Genomic DNA, 17,680 nt, shown 5'->3' with positions numbered 1-17,680 from the left:
CTCCGTCACGTCGTGCCTGCTAGGCATGGCCGTATGACTATTGAGCCGCGGGTACTCCAGCCGTCGGAATGGGATGCCTGGCACAGCGCGCTGGTGAGCGCCTTCGCCGGTGAGAGCACATCCGAGGAGCGGGAGCTGTACCGCTCGCTGACCGAGGTCGAGCGCTGCCTGGGGGTGTGGGACGAGGACCGTCCGGTGGCCACGGCGGGGCTGTTCTCGCTCCGGATGACGGTGCCCGGCGGCGCGCTCGTCCCGACGGCGGGCGTGACGATGGTGAGTGTGGCGCCCACCCACCGCAGGCGGGGCATCCTGCGGTCGTTCATGCGGCGGCAGTTGGACGACGTGCGGACGGCGGGCACCGAGCCGCTGGCCGCGCTGACGGCGTCGGAGGCACCGATCTACGGGCGGTTCGGGTACGGCCTGGCGGTCCGTTCGCTGGCGGTCCGCATCGACACCGGCCGGGTCCGGCTGCGGCTGCCCGCCGCGGTGGCCGCCGAGGCGGCGGAGCTGCGGCTGCGGCAGTCCGACGAGGCGGCGTCGCTGCTGGCGGAGTGCGAGTCGGTGTACGCCCGGGTGCTGGACCGGCGCCCGGGGATGCTGGAGCGGCGCCCGGGGTTCGAGCGCGAGCGCCTGCTCGACCCCGAGCGCCGGCGCGAAGGGGCCTCGCCCCTGCGCTGTGTGGTGGCGCTGCGCGACGGCGAGCCGGTGGCGTACGCCCGCTACGCCGTCAAGGCGGACTGGACCGAGTCGGACGCGCCCGCGGGCGAGGTCCGGCTGCGGGAGCTGGAGGCGCTCGACACGGCCGGGTACGCGGCCCTGTGGCGCTTCCTGTTCGACATCGACCTGACGACCTGGATCGTCGCCGACAACCGGCCCCTGGACGACCCGTGGCAGCACCTGGTGGACGACATCCGCCGCTGTCCCACCCGGCTGAACACCGACTCCCTCTACGTGCGCCCGGTGGACGTGGGCGGCGCGCTGGCCGCCCGCACCTACGCCACCCCCGTGGACGTGGTGCTGCGGGTCGAGGACGAGTTCTGCCCCTGGAACACCGGCAACTGGCGGCTGTCCGGCGACGAGAAGGGCGCGGTGTGCGAGCCCACCCGGGACGCCGCCGACCTGTCGCTGTCCGTCCGTGAGCTCGGCAGCGCCTACCTGGGCGGAACCTCGCTGCACTCGCTGGCGGGCGCCGGCCTGGTGACGGAGGAGCGTCCCTCCTCGGGCGCGCTGCGGGCGGCCTCGACGGCGTTCGCGAGCGAGACCGCGCCGTTCCTGCCGCACGGCTTCTGATCCGGCCCGGCCGGGCGCGGCCCGGCCGGGCTCAGCCGCGCTGGCAGCCCGGGCACCAGAACAGGTTGCGGGCGGCCAGCTCGGCGGTGGCGACGGGACTGCCGCACACCAGGCAGGGCTGCCCGGCGCGGCGGTAGACGTACACCTCTCCGCCGTGGTCGTCCACGCGCGGCGGGCGTCCCATGGCCTCGGGGGTGTGCTCGTCGCGCACGGTGTCGATGCGGTTCTTGCGCACCCCGTCCCGCATCAGAGCGACCAGGTCCGCCCACAGGGCGTCCCACTCCTCGCGGGTCAGGTCGCGGCCCGCCCGGTAGGGGTCGATGCCGTGCCGGAAGAGGACCTCGGCGCGGTAGACGTTGCCGACCCCGGCGACCACTTTCTGGTCCATCAGCAGGGCGGCGATGCTGGTGCGGCTGCGGCTGATCCGCTCCCACGCCGCCCGCGGGTCGGAGGCGGGGCGCAGCGGGTCGGGGCCGAGCCGGTCGCTGACGGCCTGCTTCTCCGGGCCGGTCAGCAGCTCGCAGCGGGTGGGTCCGCGCAGGTCGGCGTAGTGCAGCGGCCCCGGCACGCCTGCGACGGCCGGCTCGTCGGGCCGGGTGGCCAGCCGCAGCCTCACCTGGCCCACCGGCTCGGGCGGCGGGCCCTCGCCGAACCGGAAGGTGCCGTACAGGCCCAGGTGTATGTGCACCCAGCCGACCGGACCGAAGCCCAGGAAGAGGTGCTTCCCGTGGGCCTCGGTCACGGTCAGCGCGGTGCCGTCCAGCAGTGCGGCGCCGTCGGCGAACTTCCCCTGGGGGCTGGAGGCGTCCAGGGGGTGTCCGGCGAACCGGTCGGCGACATCGCGCGCGAGCCGGTGGATGGTGTGGCCTTCGGGCACCGGTTCAGTCCTGGGAGGTCTGCGGGGCCTTGGGGTGGTGGGCCGGGACGGGCGGCAGTTCGCCGGTGCGCTCGTAGTCGGCGAGCATGCCGATGCGGCGCTGGTGGCGCTCGCCCTCGGAGAAGGAGGTGTTCAGGAACGTCTCGACGAAGGAGACGGCCTCCTCCGTCGTGTGCATCCGGGCGCCGACGCTGACCAGGTTGGCGTTGTTGTGCTCGCGTGCCAGCGCCGCCGTCTCCTGGCTCCAGGCCAGGGCGCAGCGGGCGCCGGGGACCTTGTTGGCTGCCATCTGCTCGCCGTTGCCGGAACCGCCGATCACGACGCCGAGGGAGCCGCTGTCGGCCACCGTGCGCTCGGCGGCACGGAGGCAGAAGGGGGGGTAGTCGTCGTCGGCGTCGTAGATGTGCGGGCCGCAGTCGACGGGCTCGTGGCCCGCGGACTTCAGCCACTCGACGAGGTGGTTCTTCAGTTCGAAACCGGCATGGTCGGAGCCGAGGTACACGCGCATACCGCAGAGTGTGCCACCCCCCTCGGCGCGCGCCCCGCGCAGGGCGGCGCAGACGGGCGGCGGTGTTGCGGCGCCGGCGGCCGGAATGTTGCGCAGGCCACAAACCGGATTCGGCTCTTCCCCCGGGGGCAGAACCAGCCCTTACATGTGAACGCTCGTCAACGACGACCACACGAGGAGCCGGCTGCCCCATGAGTTCCCAGTACACCCCGCGTCCGTCGGGGGAGCCGCCGCAGAGCCCGCCCGCACCGGGTTCGCCGGGCGGTGACGGCCTTCAGGCCGGTCTCAAGAACCGCCATCTGTCCATGATCGCCATCGGCGGGGTGATCGGCGCCGGGCTGTTCGTCGGCTCCAAGGCCGGCATCGCCGACGCGGGCCCCGGCATCCTGCTGTCCTACGCGCTGGCCGGGCTGCTGGTCGTGCTGGTGATGCGGATGCTCGGCGAGATGGCGGCGGCCGATCCCGCCTCCGGCTCGTTCTCCACCTACGCCGACCGGGCGCTGGGCCGCTGGGCCGGGTTCACCATCGGCTGGCTGTACTGGTTCTTCTGGGCGGTGGTGCTCGCCGTGGAGGCGACCGCCGCCGCCGAGATCCTGGAGGGCTGGGTGCCGGCGGTCGACCAGTGGGTGTGGGCCCTGCTGGTGATGCTGGTGCTGACGGGGACGAACCTGATCTCCGTCGGCTCCTACGGGGAGTTCGAGTTCTGGTTCGCGGGCATCAAGGTCGTGGCGATCATCGCGTTCATCGTCGTCGGCCTGATCGCCTTCGTCGGGCTGCCGCCCGCCGACAGCGCCGCCGGTATGGAGAACCTGACCGGACACGGCGGGTTCCTGCCCAACGGGCCCGGCGCGATCCTCTCCGGGATGCTGCTGGTGGTCTTCTCCTTCATGGGCAGCGAGATCGTCACACTGGCCGCCGCCGAGTCGCCCAACCCGGTCACCGCCGTGCGCAAGGCCGTCAACAGCGTCATCTGGCGGATCGGTCTGTTCTACATCGGCTCGATGTTCGTGATCGTCTCGCTGCTGCCGTGGGACTCCAAGGCCATCGCCACCGACGGCCCCTACGTGGCGGTGCTCGACGCGCTCGACATCCCCTACGCGGGCACCGTGATGGACGTCGTCGTGCTGACGGCGGTGCTCTCCTGCCTCAACTCCGGCCTCTACACCGCCTCCCGGATGGCCTTCTCGCTGGGTGAGCGCGGCGACGCCCCCGCCTCCTTCGGCCGGACCAACGGGCGCGGGGTGCCCACGGCGGCGATCCTGGCGTCGGTGGCCTTCGGCTTCGTGGCGGTCTTCTTCAACTACATCGCCAAGGACACCGTCTTCGAGTTCCTGCTCAACTCCTCGGGCGCCGTCGCGCTCTTCGTGTGGCTGGTGATCTGCGCCTCGCAGCTGCGGATGCGGCGCCGGATCGAGCGGGAGGCCCCGGAGCGGCTGACCGTACGGATGTGGCTGTACCCGTATCTGACGTGGGCGACCATCGGGCTGATCGTCTTCGTGATCGGCTACATGTTCACCGACGACGACGGGCGGACCCAGATGGTGCTCTCGCTCGCCGTCGCCGCCGGGGTGCTGATCACCTCGCTGGTCAAGGACCGCTTGCGGCGCGCGGCTGTGCCCGGCGGCGAGCCGGCCGGGACGGTGGACGCGGGCTGAGCCGCCGCACACACGCACGAGGGCCCGGCGCCGGGGCGGCGCCGGGCCCTTCGCCGTCGGTGGACGGCCGGATGGACCGGAAAACGACGGGAAGTCGACAGCAAATCGACGGGAAATCGACCAGAAGGTGTGCTGTCAGCCCTTGCGGCCGGCCAGCTTCCAGGCGGTGGGCAGGGCGCCCATGGCCAGCGCGGCCTTGAGGGCGTCACCGATCAGGAACGGCACCAGCCCGGCGGCGACGGCCTCGCCCAGCGACATCCCGGTGGACAGCGCCAGGTAGGGGACGCCGACCGCGTACACCACGGCCAGGCCCGCGGCCATCGTGCCCGCCGTGCGCAGCGCGCCGCGGTCACCGCCCCGGCGGGCGAGGGAACCCACCACGACGGCCGCGAGCATCATGCCCAGCACGTAACCGAGGGTGGGCATGCCCACACCGGCGGACGCCTCGGCGAACCACGGCATCCCGGCCATGCCCGCCGCGGCGTACAGGGCCAGGGCGAGGAAGCCGCGCCGGGCACCCAGCCCGGCGCCGACCAGCAGGGCGGCGAAGGTCTGGCCGGTGACCGGCACCGGCGAACCGGGCACGGGCACGGCGATCTGTGCGGCGATCCCGGTCAGCGCGGCGCCGCCGGCCACCAGCGCGGCGTCCCGGACCCGGGCGCGGGTCGCGGTGGCCGCCGGCAGCAGGTCCGCGAGCACGGCGCCGGGGCGCGTGGTGGCTGCGGCGGAAGTGAGGGCACTCATCTGGTATCTCCGTCCGGTGCGAGCGGGGCGGGCCGCCTCGGGGTGGAGCGGGCCCCCACGTGACGGCCACGGCCGATTGCGTGTGCCCGTCGACGCTAGCCGAAACCGCTCGAGCGCTGAGCGTGCACGGGCGTGAGCTTGCTGACAGTGCGGGCGTGAGATCGGCGACAGGGCGCGGCGTGGGCTTGCCGGCAGCGCCGGAGTGGGCCCGCGGACGGTGGGGGCGCGAGCCGGGCGGCAGAGCGGGCGTGCGGGGCGCCCGTACCTGTGTCCGCGGAGTGAGGGACTCGTCCGCATCCCGGGACGGGCTGCACGATTATTGCTGTGCCGGGGCTGCCTCACGAACACTGTGGGGGGCGTACGCCACACGGAACCGCCTTGTCCCCGCCCATCCCCTCACACCCAGGAACGGCCACTGATGACGCGCACCGAGACGTCCGACGCGCCGCACTCGTCCGGCGAGCCCGCGCCCACCTCCAGATCGTCCGGCGGCACCGGCGCCCCGCGCTCGCTGGCGCGGGGCCTCAAGCAGCGGCACCTGTCGATGATCGCCCTGGGCGGGGTGATCGGCGCCGGGCTGTTCGTGGGCTCCGGCGAGGGCATCGCCGCGGCCGGGCCCTCCATCGTCCTCGCCTACGCCGCCTCCGGCGCACTGGTGATGCTGGTGATGCGGATGCTCGGCGAGATGTCCGCGGCCCGCCCGGCGTCCGGCTCCTTCTCCGTGCACGCCGAGCGGGCCCTAGGACCTTGGGCGGGTTTCGCCTCCGGGTGGATCTACTGGACGCTGTTGTGCGTGGCCATCGCGACGGAGGCCACGGCCGCGGCCAAGATCATGACGGGCTGGCTGCCGGCCACCGAGCAGTGGATGTGGGTCGCGCTGTTCATGCTCGTCTTCTGCGGCACCAATCTGGCCGCGGTGCGCAACTTCGGCGAGTACGAGTTCTGGTTCGCCGCCTTGAAGGTGCTGACGATCTCGGCCTTCCTGGTGCTGGGCGTGCTCGCGATAGCCGGGCTGCTGCCGGGGACGGAGTCTCCGGGCAGCAGCCATCTGAGCGGCGACGGCGGTTTCTTCCCCACCGGTGCCGACGGGCTGATCGTGGGCCTGCTGGCCTCCGTGTTCGCCTTCGGCGGGCTGGAGACGGTCACGATCGCGGCGGCCGAGTCGGAGAAGCCCGTCTCCGGTGTGGCCAAGGCGGTGCGCACGGCGGTGTGGCGGATCGCCGTCTTCTACGTCGGTTCCATGCTGGTCATCGTCACGCTGATGCCGTGGAACGACGAGTCCGTCAAGACCGGCCCCTACGCGGCCGTCCTGGACTACGTGGGCATCCCCGCCGCCGCCCAGGTGATGAACGTCGTGGTGCTCATCGCCCTGCTGTCGGCGATGAACGCCAACATCTACGGTGCCTCGCGGATGTCCTACTCCCTGGTCGAACGCGGTGAGGGCCCGGCCTTCCTCAACCGGCTCAGCTCCAAGGGCGTGCCCCGCTACGCGGTGATCGCCTCGTCCTTCTTCGGTTTCGTGGCGGTGCTGCTGAACATCCTGTGGGCGGACACCGTCTTCCGCTGGCTGCTGAACATGGTCGGGGCCGCGACGCTGGTGGTGTGGGGCTTCATCGCCGTCTCCCAGCTGATCCTGCGCCACCGGCTGGAGCGGGAGGCGCCGGAGAAGCTGGTGGTGCGGATGTGGCTGTTCCCCTGGCTGACCATCGTGGCCATATTGGGCATCGTGGCGATCCTGCTGCTGATGCTGCGGGAGGGCGACACCCGTACCCAGCTCAGCTTCACCGCGGGACTGACGGCGGTGCTGGCCCTGGCCGGCTACATCCGCCAGCGGCTGCACTCCCGCACCCCGGCCGAGGAGAGCGCCTGAGCGCCCTCCGGGACCGGACGGCCCCCATCGGACCCGGCCGGTCCTACGACTGACGACCGATCACCGACGAGCGGAGCGCCCCCTTTCCGCAGGGGGCGCTCCGCTTTTTCGCGCGCTGTTGCTGCTAACTTCTAGTTGCAAGTAATGTGCATTAGCGAGCGAAGGGCGAGAGCATGTCGACATACACCTTGCCGGAGCTGCCGTACGACTACTCCGCGCTGGAGCCGGTCATCAGCGGCGAGATCATCGAGCTGCACCACGACAAGCACCACGCCGGGTACGTCAAGGGCGCCAACGACACCCTCGAACAGCTCGCGGAGGCGCGCGACAAGGACCAGTGGGGCTCCATCAACGGGCTGGAGAAGAACCTGGCCTTCCACCTGTCCGGGCACATCCTCCACACCATCTACTGGCAGAACATGACCGGCGACGGCGGCGGCGAACCGCTGGAGAAGGACGGCACCGGCGAGCTGGCGGACGCCATCGCGGAGTCCTTCGGCAGCTTCGCCAAGTTCAAGGCCCAGCTGTCCAAGGCCGCCGCCACCACCCAGGGCTCCGGCTGGGGCGTGCTGGCCTACGAGCCGATCACCGGTCGGCTCATCGTCGAGCAGGTCTACGACCACCAGGGCAACGTCGGGCAGGGATCGGTGCCGATCCTCGTCTTCGACGCCTGGGAGCACGCCTTCTACCTCCAGTACCGCAACCAGAAGGTCGACTTCGTGGAGGCCATGTGGCGCGTCGTCAACTGGCAGGACGTCGCCGCCCGCTACACCGCCGCCAAGGAGCGCGCCGACAACCTGCTGCTGGCCCCGTAACCGCCGGCCGCCACGGCTTCCGTCCTCGTGATCGTCTTCTCACCCTTCACGGCGGGCGGGAGAAGGAAGAGGGCCCCCTGTGCGGGCGTGACGCACAGGGGGCCCTCGGTCTGCGGTGCAGCGGGGGGCGCAGTGTTCAGTCGAAGATCGGCTCCACGTCACGGGTGCGCTTGATCTCGAAGAAGCCCGGGGTGGCAGCCACCAGCAGGGTGCCGTCCCACAGCCGGCCCGCCGCCTCCCCCTTGGGTGCCGGGGTGACCACGGGCCCGAAGAAGGCGGTCCTGCCACCGTCCGCGGCCGGGACGGCGATGACGGGGGTGCCCACCTCCTGCCCCACCAGGCCGATGCCCTCCTCGTGCGAGGCACGCAGCGCCACGTCGTAGGCGTCGGTGTCGGCGGCGTCCGCCAGCGAGACCGGCAGTCCGGTCTCCTTGAGCGCCTCCACCAGCACCTCCCGGTCCAGCTCGCGCCCTCCCGGGTGCACACGGGTGCCGATCGCGGTGTAGAGCGGGCCGAGCACGTCGTTGCCGTGCTCCTGCTCCGCCGCCACGCACACCCGCACCGGGCCCCAGGCACGGCTCAGCATCTCGGCGTACCCCTCGGGCAGCTCGTCCAGCCGGTTCTCGTTCAGCACCGCCAGGCTCATCACGTGCCAGCGCACCTCGACCGGACGGACCTTCTCCACCTCCAGCATCCAGCGGGAGGTCATCCACGCCCACGGACACAGCGGGTCGAACCAGAAGTCGGCGTAGGTCTTCTCCGACGTCTCGGGCATGCGGGCTCCTCAGCACGACGAACGGTGTCCGGGCACGGTGCGCCGGACGCATCCTCGGACGCGGACAACGTTCCGGGCCCCGGAGGCATTCCCGCGTACCGGCCGTCAAAGGCGCATGGGATGCTGAGCGGGTTGTTCACCATGCGAGACGAGCACCGGTCCCCGCGGGGACCGCACGGAAAGGGAGCGTGGCAGTGCCCGGAGAGAACCTGACCCGCACCGAGGCCCGGCGGCGAGCCGCCCTGCTGACCGTCAGCGGGTACGACGTGGCACTGGACCTGCGTTCCGCTGTCCAGCCCCCGCCCGCCGAGGGTCCCCGCACCTTCCGGTCCACCACCACGATCCGCTTCACCTGCGCCGAGGAGGGCGCCACCACCTTCCTGGACCTGGTGGCGCCGCACGTACACTCCGTGACGCTCAACGGGGAGTCGCTGCGGGTCGAGGAGGTCTTCGACGGCAGCCGCGTCACCCTGCCGCGGCTGCGCGGAGCCGGCGCCGAGAACGCTGAGAACACCGTGACCGTTGACGCCCAGTGTGCCTACAGCCGCACCGGTGAGGGCCTGCACCACTTCCTCGACCCCGAGGACGGAGAGGTCTACCTCTACACCCAGTACGAGCCGGCCGACGCCCGCCGCGTCTTCGCCAACTTCGAGCAGCCCGACCTCAAGGCGCCCTTCGACTTCACCGTCACCGCGCCCGCCGGCTGGACGGTGCTGAGCAACGGCGCCCAGGAGGGCGAGCCGCAGCCCCTCGACGACGGCGCCGCGGTGTGGCGGTTCGCCCGCACCCGGCCGATCTCCACCTACATCACCGCGGTCGTCGCCGGCCCCTACCACTACGTGGCCGACACCTACCGCCGCACCTTCCCCGACGGCACCGAGCTGGTCGTCCCGCTGGGCGCCCTGTGCCGCAAGGGCCTGGCCCCCTACTTCGACGCGGACGACATCTTCACCATCACCAAGCAGGGCCTGGACTTCTTCCACGACCACTTCGACTACCCGTACCCGTTCGGCAAGTACGACCAGGCGTTCGTGCCCGAGTACAACATCGGCGCCATGGAGAACCCCGGCTGCGTCACCTTCCGCGAGGAGTTCGTCTTCCGCGGCAAGGTCACCGAGGCCTCCTACGAGGGCCGGGCCAACGTCATCCTGCACGAGATGGCGCACATGTGGTTCGGCGACCTGGTCACCATGGAGTGGTGGGACGACCTGTGGCTCAAGGAGTCCTTCGCCGACTTCATGGGCGCCTTCTCGCTGGTGGAGGCCACCCGGTTCACCGGCGGCTGGATCACCTTCGCCAACCGCCGCAAGTCCTGGGCCTACCGCGCCGACCAGCTCCCCTCCACCCACCCGGTCACCGCCGACATCCGGGACCTGGAGGACGCCAAGCTCAACTTCGACGGCATCACCTACGCCAAGGGCGCCTCCGTCCTCAAGCAACTGGTCGCCTACGCCGGCGAGGACGCCTTCCTGGAGGGCGCCCGCCGCTACTTCAAGCGCCACCAGTGGGGCAATACCCGGCTGGAACACCTGCTGGCCGTCCTGGAGGAGACCTCGGGCCGCGACATGGCGGCCTGGTCCAAGGCCTGGCTCCAGACCGCCGGGGTCAACACCCTCGCCCCGCAGCTCACCTATGACGCGGCCGGCCGGGTCACCGAACTGGCCGTGCTCCAGGAGGCCCCCGACAGCCACCCGGTGCTGCGGCCCCACCGCGTCGCCGTCGGCCTCTACCGGCGCGATCCGGCCCGCGGCGTCCTGGAGCGGTACGCCCACGCCGAGACCGACGTCAGCGGTGCCCGCACCACCGTTTCCGAGCTCGCCGGTGCCGAGCGTCCCGACCTGGTGCTGGTCAACGACGCCGACCTGACGTACTGCAAGGTCCGCTTCGACGAGGTGTCGCTCGCCACCCTCCGCGGCCACCTCGGCGAGATCACCGACCCGCTGGCCCGCGCCCTGTGCTGGACCGCGCTGTGGAACCTCACCCGCGACGGGCTGATGCCCGCCCGCGACTTCCTCGACCTCGTGCTGCGCTTCGCCGGCGACGAGACCGAGATCGGCGTCCTCCAGATGCTCCACGGCCAGGCGAAGCTCGCTCTCGACCGGTACACCGCGCCGCAGTGGCGCACCGAGGGCCGCCGGCTGCTGTCCGAGGGCGCCGTCACCCGGCTGCGGCAGGCCGCGCCCGGCAGCGGCCACCAGCTCGCCTGGGCCCGGTTCCTGGCCGCCGTCGCCTCCGGCGAACAGGAACTGCGGCTGCTGCAGGGGCTGCTGGCCGGCACCGCGCGCATCGACGGTCTGGAGGTCGACCAGGAGCTGCGCTGGACCTTCCTCGAACCGCTGGCCGCCGAGGGCATCGCCGACGAGACCACCCTCGCCGCGGAACTGGCCCGCGACGACACCGCCTCCGGCAAGCGGCACCAGGTGCGGTGCCTGGCCGCCCGCCCGTCGGCCGCCGTCAAGGCCCAGGCGTGGGCGTCCGTCGTGGAGTCCGACGCGCTGTCCAACGCCCTCGTCGAAGCCACCATCAGCGGTTTCGACCAGCCCGCCCAGGCGGAGCTGACCGCGCCGTACGCCGGTCGGTACTTCGAGGTGCTGGAGTCGGTGTGGGCCTCGCGGTCCATCGAGATCGCCATGGCCATCGTGCGGGGTCTCTTCCCCGCCTCCCAGGGCGACCGGGCCACGCTGGACGCCGCCGACGCGTGGCTGGCGGCGCACGGGGACGCGGCACCGGCCCTGCGGCGGCTGGTCGCCGAGTCCCGCGACGACCTGGCCCGCGCCCTGGCGGCCCAGCGCACGGACGCCGCCGCCGGCGAGTGAGCCCTTCCCGTGCCCCGGGCGGTCCCGATGCGGCCCGCTCGGGGCACGGGCCCGTTCAGGCCACCACGGGCAGCCCGCGCCGGGCGGTGAGCCACCGCGCGTAGGCGGGGCTGGACCAGGCGACCTCCTCGTAGGCGGCCCGCAGATCGGCGAAGACGGCGTCGCCCTCGGGGGTCAGTCCGGCCCCGCCCCGGAAGCCGACCAGGAGCCGCACCCCGAGCGGGTCCCCCGCCAGCGGCACGACGGCCATGCCGGGGCGCGGCCGGGACGTCGGCTGGCAGGGTGTGACGACCTCGCCCGCCGCCACCAGGTCGCCGGCGGACAGATAGTCGCCGTACACCACCCTCGGATCGATGCCGGCCGCGGCGAAGACCTGCCGCAGCCCGTCCCAGTCCCCGTCCACCGACGGATCGACCATCCACGTCTCGCCGGCGAGTTCCGGTACGGCCACGGCACGCCCGGCACGGGCCGCGGGATGGCTCTCCGGCACGGCCACGAACTGCGGTTCGCGCCCCACCAGTACCCGCAGCTCCACCCCCTCCGGCACCCGCAGCGGAGCGCCCTCGACCTCGTGCACGAAGGCGGCGTCGAGCTGGTTGCAGGCCACCATGCGCAGCAGCGTGTTGGCCGAGACGTCGGTCTGGAAGGTGATGTCGGTGTCGGGCAGCCGGCGGTGGAGACGGCGCAGCCAGCCGGGCACGGCCCTGCTCCCGGTGCTGCCGAGCCGCAGCCGGGCACCGGGGCCTGACCAGCCCAGGCCGGCCGCCTCCTTGGCCTCGCGGATCAGCTCCGTCATCTGCGCGACGATGGGACGGGCCCGGGTGAGGACGGTACGGCCGAGCGGGGTGGGCCTGCTGCCGGTGCGCTCCCGGGTGAAGAGCTGTCCGCCGACGGCCTGCTCGATGCGGCGCAGCTGGGTCGTCAACGACGGCTGTGTCATGCCGAGTTGGCGGGCCGCCTTGTGCACGCTGCCGGTGTCGGCTATCGCGCACAGTGCACGAAGATGCCTCACTTCGAGCTCCACAGGGCGGAGCATAACGGCGGTGTCACACGTCACACCAGACAGCGACCGGCCGGTGAACACGCCGCGAAATCGGCCCGGAGCACCCGGTGATGGGCCCGTGTTATCGCCAGATGGCATCATTCCGCAACGCGGTCCGCTCGAACAGACTCTCCCGCAGCAGGAATCCGTCCCCAGGGTCCGGCGACGCCCCCACGCCAGCACGCCCCACCTCGCGGCGCCGGCCCTCGGAGCCTAAGGAGACCCCCCGATGCGATACCGCAGATCGGCTGCCTCGGCGGCGCTCGGCCTCGGTGTGACCGTGGCCCTCGGACTGGGCGCCGTGCCCGCGACCGCCTCCGACGCGGCAGCCCCGGCCCCCCGCCACCAGACAGCGTCCGCCCCCGCGGAGGCCACCACCCAGGGCTACACGGGCGAGAGCGAGCGCGCCAACAGGGAGTTCTTCAAGTTCATCGTGAAGGAGACCCTCCGCAAGCAGGGCGAGAAGCCCGGCTTCCAGCAGGTCACCGTCCGGTACAACGCGAGCAGCGCGCCCAGCTTCCGCAGCCAGATAGCCAACAGCACCCGGGTGTGGAACGCCGCCGTCCGCAATGTCCAGCTCGCCGAGGGCAGCGGCGCCAGCTTCAGCTACCGCGAGGGCAACGACCCGCGCGGCTCCTACGCCTACACCGACGGGCACGGCAGCGGCTACATCTTCCTCGACTACGCGCAGAACCAGCAGTACAACTCCAACCGCGTCGTCGCGCACGAGACCGGGCACGTGCTCGGCCTGCCGGACCACTACTCGGGTCCGTGCAGCGAGCTGATGTCCGGTGGCGGCCCCGGCCCGTCCTGCACCAACGCGCAGCCGAACGCCGCCGAGCGCTCCCGGGTCGAGCAGCTGTGGGCCAACGGTGTCACCGAGGTGATGGCCGAGAAGGTCGGCATCCGGTGATCCGCGGCGCGGGCCGGGAACGCGGGCCCGGTCCGCGCCCCTGACGGTCCCCGGTCGTCCGCTCCGCACCGGCTCCGGCCGCCCCCGGCGGGGCCGCCGCACCGCCCCACCCCCCACCGGTCCCTGCCGAGGGGCCGGCCGGAGCCTCCGCGCACGACGCCCCCGGCCGCGCGGCCGGGGGCGTCGTCGTTCACGCACGGGGGCGCTCGCGCGGAGCCGGTCCACGCGGCGGACCGCAGACCGGGTCGGTACCGTCCGGCGCCGGGTCCTGTCCGGCGCCGGACGGCCGTGCCCGGGTCAGTCCGCGGTGGTGCCGGCGGCTGCCTCGTCGGCGGCCTGGGCGCGCAGCGCCCGCTCGACGCCGGCCCGCGACTCGGTCACCAGGCGGCGCAGCGCGGCGCTCGGCTCCGCCGCGGCGAGCCAGGCGTCGGTGGCGCGCAGGGTCTCCTCGGACACGTGCAGGGCCGGGTAGAGGCCCAGGACGATCTGCTGCGCCATCTCGTGGCTGCGCTGCTCCCACGCGTCCTTGACGACGGCGAAGTACCGCTCCGCGTACGGCGCCAGCAGCTCGCGCTGGTCGGTCTGCACGAAGCCGGAGATGACGGCCTCCTGCACGGCGTTGGGCAGCGTGTCGCTCTCGACGACCGCCTGCCACGCCTCCGCCTTGGCCTCGGGGGTGGGCCGCGCGGCGCGGGCCGCGGCGGCGTGCCGCTCGCCCGCCGAGGTGGCGTCCCGGCGCAGCTCGGCGGAGATCTCCGCCTCACCGGCGCGGCCGGTGGCGGCGAGCCGCTGCAGGAACGCCCAGCGCAGTTCGGTGTCCACGGTCAGGCCCTCGACCGTCTCACCGCCGTCGAGCAGCGCGGCCAGCAGGTCGAGCTGGGCGTCGGTGCGGGCGGCGGCGGCGAACGCCCGGGCCCAGGCGAGCTGGTGGTCGCTGCCGGGGCGGGCGGCACGCAGCTGCTCCAGGGCGGCCTCGGCCCAGCGGGTCAGCCCCGTCTCCCGCCAGCCGGGGGCCGCGTACAGGTCCAGGGCGAGCTTGACCTGACGCTGGAGGGACTGGACGACGCCGATGTCCGACTCCTTGCCGACTCCGCTCAGGACCAGGTCCAGATAGGCGCGGGCGGGCATCTCGCCGTCGCGGGTCATGTCCCAGGCCGAGGCCCAGCACAGGGCGCGCGGGAGCGGGTCGGCGAAGTCGCCGAGGTGCTGGGTGACGACGGCCAGCGAGTCGGCGTCCAGCCGCACCTTGGCGTAGGTGTAGTCGCCGTCGTTGAGCAGCAGCACGTCGGGCCGCTTGCGGGTGCGGGGCAGCGGCACCTCGGTCAGCTCGCCGTCCACGTCCAGCTCGACGCTGTCGGTGCGCACCAGCTTGCCGTCCACCAGGTCGTAGAAGCCGACGCCCAGGCGGTGCGGGCGGAGCGTGGGCTCGCCGGTCGCGCCCTGCGGCAGGGCGGGCGCCTCCTGGCGGATGGCCAGCGCGGTGAGGGTGCCGTCCTCGGCGCAGGTGGGTTCGGGGCGCAGGATGTTGATGCCCGCGGTCTCCAGCCACGCCTTGGACCAGGTCTTCAGGTCGCGGCCCGAGGTCTCCTCCAGGGCGCCCAGCAGGTCGGACAGGCGGGTGTTGCCCCACTCGTGGCGCTTGAAGTAGGCGCGCACGCCCTGGAAGAACTCGTCCATGCCGACGTAGGCGACGAGCTGCTTGAGGACGGAGGCGCCCTTGGCGTAGGTGATGCCGTCGAAGTTGACCAGGACGTCGTCCAGGTCGCGGATCGGCGCCATGATCGGGTGGGTGGAGGGGAGCTGGTCCTGGCGGTAGGCCCAGGTCTTCATCTGGTTGGCGAAGCTGGTCCAGGCGTGCGGCCAGCGGCTGCCGGGGGCGTGCGCCTGGCAGGCGATGGAGGTGTAGGTGGCGAACGACTCGTTCAGCCACAGGTCGTTCCACCACTCCATGGTGACCAGGTCGCCGAACCACATGTGGGCCAGCTCGTGCAGGATGGTCTCGGCGCGGCCCTCGTAGGCGGCGTCGGTGACCTTGGAGCGGAAGACGTACTGGTCGCGGATGGTGACCGCGCCGGCGTTCTCCATGGCGCCCGCGTTGAACTCGGGCACGAAGAGCTGGTCGTACTTCTCGAACGGGTACGGGTAGTCGAACTTCTCCTGGAACCAGTCGAAGCCCTGCCGGGTGACCTCGAAGATGGCGTCGGCGTCCAGGTGCTCGGCCAGCGAGGGACGGCAGTAGATGCCCAGCGGCACGCTGCGGCCCGCGGACCCGGCTTCGCCCTGGCCCCCCTTCTCTTCCCAGGTGCTGTGCACGGAGTGGTACGGACCCGCGATGATCGCCGTGATGTACGTGGAGATGCGGGGCGTGGGCGCGAACCGCCACACGTGGTCGTCCGTCGGCTCCGGCGTCGGGGAGTTGGAGATCACCGTCCAGCCCTCGGGGGCGCGGACCGTGAACTGGAAGGTGGCCTTCAGGTCCGGCTGCTCGAAGGTGGTGAAGACCCGGCGCGCGTCCGGCACCTCGAACTGGGTGTAGAGGTACGCCTGGTCGTCGACCGGGTCCACGAAACGGTGCAGGCCCTCACCCGTGTTGGTGTACGCGCAGTCGGCGACCACGCGCAGCTCCTGCGGGCCGGCGGTCAGACCGGTGAGGGCGATGCGGGAGTCGGCGAAGACGGCGGCCGGGTCCAGCGGCGTCCCGTTGAGGGTCACCTCGTGCACCGTGGGTGCCACCAGATCGGCGAAGGTGTCACCGGCCTCCGCGGCGGTGAAGCGGATGGTGGTGACCGAGCGGAAGGTCCCGCCCTCCTGCGCGCCGCTGAGGTCCAGCTCGACCTCGTAGGAGTCCACGGTGAGCAGCTGTGCCCGCCGCTGGGCCTCTTCGCGCGTCAGATTCGTGCCAGGCACTTGGTGATCTCCCCACTCTCGCGAGTCGCTCGCGGATGTTCTGCGCTGTCTGCTGCGCCCATCCTTCCACGCGGCGACGACGACCGGCGGCGGGCGTTCCCGCCCCGTCCGGCGGGTCCGCCGGACGCCGGGCGGCGGGTCCGGGCCCGCCGTCCGGGCCGCCGCGTCAGCCGCCGTCGCCGTGCGCGCTCAGCGCGGCCAGGCACGCCCGTACGGAGGGGCTGTCGCCGCCCGCGCGCCAGGCGGCCCGCACCTCGCGGCGCAGCGGGGGATCCACGGGTACGAACCGCACCCCGGGCGGGCAGGGCGTCTGCGCCATGCCGGGGACCAGTGCGGCGGTCAGTCCGCGGGCCACGAACGCGAGCTGGGTGGCGTACTCGGTGAGGGTGTACCGCATCCGGGGCTCGACTCCCCTGGAGCGGAGCGCCTGCACCAGCGCCTCGTGCGGTTCCGTACCGGCCGGGCAGGCGGCCCAGGCGGTGTCGCCCAGTTCGGCCAGGTCCACGGTGGCGCGGTCCGCGAGCGGGTGCCCGGTGGCCAGGGCGACGCTCACGTCCTCCTCGGCGAGGGTGGCCACCCGCACGCCCTCGGGCAGCGGCATGGGGCGGTTGAGCCAGCTCTCGATGAGCAGCAGGTCCAGTTCGCCGCCCGACAGCCGCGGCACCATGTCCACGGCCTCCCCGTCCTCGACGGTCACCTGCAGCCGGGGGTGCGCGGCGGTGAGGGTGGCGAGCACGTCGGGCATCAGGGCGCGCAGCGAGCTGCCGACGCCGCCGATCCGCAGGGGTCCGAGGATCTCGTCCCGGAGGTCGGCCAGGTCGGTCTCGGCGGCGGTCAGCTGGGCCACGACACGGGCCGCGTGCCCGGCCAGGACCCGTCCGGCGTGGGTGAGCCGGACCCCGCGTCCGTGCGGTTCCAGCAGGGTGTGGCCCGTCTCCCGTTCCAGTTTGGCCAGTTGCTGGGAGACGCCGGAGGGGGTGATGTGCAGGACCCGGGCGGCGCGGGCCAGGGAGCCGTGCTGGGCGACGGCGTGGAGGGCGCGGAGCCGGTCGGCGCTGAACACGACAGCGATGCTAATGGGTACCCGTCACGAATCGTCGCTTTTGCTTGTCAGTCCGGACAGGCAGAGTGCTGGGCATGAGCATGAGGGAGACGGACGCCCAGCCGTACGACACCCCGCAGCCGCGCGACCCCTCGCAAGCCCGCGGCGACGCCCTCACCGGCCACACCCCGACGGCCCCCGCCACGAGCGCCACCGGCCCCGCCACCGCCGGCACCGTCCCCGACGGCGGCCCCAACCCGGGCCCTGCCGCCCCGGGCCCAGCCGCCGGCGGCCCTACGTTTCCCGCCCCCACCACCGCGGACGCCATCCCCTCCGGCCGCACCACCGCGGGCCCCGCCACCGCCGACCGCACCTCCACCGGCACGAGCCCCACCGGCCCCGCCGCAAACCGCACCACCCCGGGCC

Annotated in this window: 13 protein-coding genes and 1 pseudogene; 7 read left to right on the top strand and 7 right to left on the bottom strand. The window is 72.8% G+C overall.

The window, feature by feature from the left end; genetic code table 11:
• The first annotated feature begins 33 nt into the window (after nucleotides 1–33).
• Nucleotides 34–1,290 (top strand): GNAT family N-acetyltransferase, encoded by a 1,257-nt coding sequence (locus IO40_RS0125165; protein WP_016468983.1) that lies wholly within the window; start codon nucleotides 34–36, stop codon nucleotides 1,288–1,290.
• A 31-nt stretch (nucleotides 1,291–1,321) separates the two neighbouring features.
• Here the strand turns inward: IO40_RS0125165 and IO40_RS0125160 are convergent, their stop codons facing one another.
• Both IO40_RS0125160 and IO40_RS0125155 read right to left on the bottom strand, forming a co-directional pair.
• The gene (locus IO40_RS0125160; RefSeq protein ID WP_016468984.1) at nucleotides 1,322–2,167 is read right to left on the bottom strand and encodes an Fpg/Nei family DNA glycosylase; all 846 of its coding nucleotides are present in this window, start codon (nucleotides 2,165–2,167) and stop codon (nucleotides 1,322–1,324) included.
• Nucleotides 2,168–2,171: 4 nt separating this feature from the next.
• On the bottom strand, nucleotides 2,172–2,675 hold the full coding sequence (locus IO40_RS0125155) for a ribose-5-phosphate isomerase (protein ID WP_016468985.1): 504 nt from the start codon (nucleotides 2,673–2,675) through the stop codon (nucleotides 2,172–2,174).
• 191 nt (nucleotides 2,676–2,866) lie between these two features.
• Here IO40_RS0125155 and IO40_RS0125150 point away from each other — a divergent pair, with 191 nt between their 5' ends.
• Nucleotides 2,867–4,330, top strand: a complete 1,464-nt coding sequence (locus IO40_RS0125150; RefSeq protein ID WP_031025844.1) for an amino acid permease — start codon at nucleotides 2,867–2,869, stop codon at nucleotides 4,328–4,330.
• Between the two features lie 135 nt (nucleotides 4,331–4,465).
• Here the strand turns inward: IO40_RS0125150 and IO40_RS0125145 are convergent, their stop codons facing one another.
• A complete protein-coding gene (locus IO40_RS0125145) occupies nucleotides 4,466–5,074 on the bottom strand; it encodes a biotin transporter BioY (RefSeq protein WP_016468987.1) in 609 nt (202 codons plus the stop codon).
• 418 nt (nucleotides 5,075–5,492) lie between these two features.
• Between IO40_RS0125145 and IO40_RS0125140 the strand changes: the two genes are divergently transcribed.
• Nucleotides 5,493–6,944 (top strand): amino acid permease, encoded by a 1,452-nt coding sequence (locus IO40_RS0125140; protein WP_016468988.1) that lies wholly within the window; start codon nucleotides 5,493–5,495, stop codon nucleotides 6,942–6,944.
• Nucleotides 6,945–7,117: 173 nt separating this feature from the next.
• Nucleotides 7,118–7,759, top strand: coding sequence for a superoxide dismutase (locus tag IO40_RS0125135; RefSeq protein WP_030408482.1), 642 nt, complete (start codon nucleotides 7,118–7,120; stop codon nucleotides 7,757–7,759).
• A gap of 136 nt (nucleotides 7,760–7,895) precedes the next feature.
• Here the strand turns inward: IO40_RS0125135 and IO40_RS0125130 are convergent, their stop codons facing one another.
• A complete protein-coding gene (locus tag IO40_RS0125130; protein WP_016468990.1) occupies nucleotides 7,896–8,534 on the bottom strand; it encodes a DsbA family protein in 639 nt (212 codons plus the stop codon).
• 194 nt (nucleotides 8,535–8,728) lie between these two features.
• Here IO40_RS0125130 and pepN (IO40_RS0125125) point away from each other — a divergent pair, with 194 nt between their 5' ends.
• Entirely contained in the window at nucleotides 8,729–11,350 is a 2,622-nt protein-coding gene (gene pepN, locus IO40_RS0125125; RefSeq protein WP_031176191.1) for an aminopeptidase N, read from the top strand.
• A 55-nt stretch (nucleotides 11,351–11,405) separates the two neighbouring features.
• On the opposite strand, the gene IO40_RS0125120 is transcribed toward pepN (IO40_RS0125125), so the two are convergent.
• On the bottom strand, nucleotides 11,406–12,386 hold the full coding sequence (locus IO40_RS0125120; protein WP_030408479.1) for a LysR family transcriptional regulator: 981 nt from the start codon (nucleotides 12,384–12,386) through the stop codon (nucleotides 11,406–11,408).
• 235 nt (nucleotides 12,387–12,621) lie between these two features.
• Between IO40_RS0125120 and snpA the strand changes: the two genes are divergently transcribed.
• The gene (gene snpA / locus IO40_RS0125115; protein ID WP_031176190.1) at nucleotides 12,622–13,305 is read left to right on the top strand and encodes a snapalysin; all 684 of its coding nucleotides are present in this window, start codon (nucleotides 12,622–12,624) and stop codon (nucleotides 13,303–13,305) included.
• A 297-nt stretch (nucleotides 13,306–13,602) separates the two neighbouring features.
• Here snpA and pepN (IO40_RS0125110) read toward each other — a convergent pair whose 3' ends face one another.
• Together pepN (IO40_RS0125110) and IO40_RS0125105 are read right to left on the bottom strand one after the other, a co-directional pair.
• Nucleotides 13,603–16,212: an aminopeptidase N gene (gene pepN / locus IO40_RS0125110; RefSeq protein ID WP_030408478.1), complete on the bottom strand. Its 2,610-nt coding sequence runs from the start codon at nucleotides 16,210–16,212 to the stop codon at nucleotides 13,603–13,605.
• Nucleotides 16,213–16,378: 166 nt separating this feature from the next.
• Complete coding sequence (locus IO40_RS0125105; protein WP_016468995.1) at nucleotides 16,379–17,275, bottom strand: LysR family transcriptional regulator; 897 nt, start codon at nucleotides 17,273–17,275, stop codon at nucleotides 16,379–16,381.
• A gap of 74 nt (nucleotides 17,276–17,349) precedes the next feature.
• Here IO40_RS0125105 and IO40_RS37165 point away from each other — a divergent pair.
• Nucleotides 17,350–17,680 (top strand): annotated as a pseudogene (locus IO40_RS37165) (hypothetical protein); the annotation flags it as partial.

Source organism: Streptomyces albus subsp. albus, assembly GCF_000725885.1.
In the GTDB taxonomy this organism is placed as follows: Bacteria; Actinomycetota; Actinomycetes; order Streptomycetales; family Streptomycetaceae; genus Streptomyces; species Streptomyces albus.
This window is presented reverse-complemented; position numbering and strand designations above follow the sequence as displayed.